Here is a 475-nt window from a genome sequence, read left to right on the forward strand (position 1 = left end):
GCTGCAGAATGCGCGCCGACGGGCAAGGCGGATGCCGCGACAGGAGTTCCGATGACGGACGTGCGGGTGGGGCTGATCGGCTGGGGCAAGGCCGCGCGCGGGTTCCACGCGCCGCTGATCCGGGCCACGGCAGGCCTGCGGCTGGCGGCGGTGGGCAACCGCGAGCCGGCGGCGGTGGCGGACAGCGTGCGCGTCGAATGCGGAGCCGAAGTCGTCGTCCAGACGCCGCAGGCCATGCTTGCCGGCCGCACGGTCGATCTGATCGTCGTCGCGACCCCGAACGACAGCCACCACGAATGGGCCGCGGCGGCGCTGCGCGCGGGGCACCACGTCGTCGTCGACAAACCCTTCGCGCTCGATCTCGTACAGGCCCGGGAGCTGGTTGCGCTTTCAGCCCTGGTGCGGCGCCAACTGTGTGTGTTCCACAACCGGCGCTGGGACGGCGACTTCCTGACGTTGCGCCGGCTGCTCACGA

The 475-nt window shown here is 71.8% G+C and carries 1 protein-coding gene; it reads left to right on the forward strand.

Annotated elements, in window-relative coordinates:
* Positions 1–51: 51 nt before the first annotated feature.
* Positions 52–475 (forward strand): Gfo/Idh/MocA family oxidoreductase (locus CKO27_RS24165; RefSeq protein WP_200377438.1); only part of this gene is annotated, 424 nt, incomplete at its 3' end.

The sequence above is a fragment of the Thiocystis violacea genome (assembly GCF_016583575.1).
GTDB classification, from domain to species: domain Bacteria; phylum Pseudomonadota; class Gammaproteobacteria; order Chromatiales; family Chromatiaceae; genus Thiocystis; species Thiocystis violacea.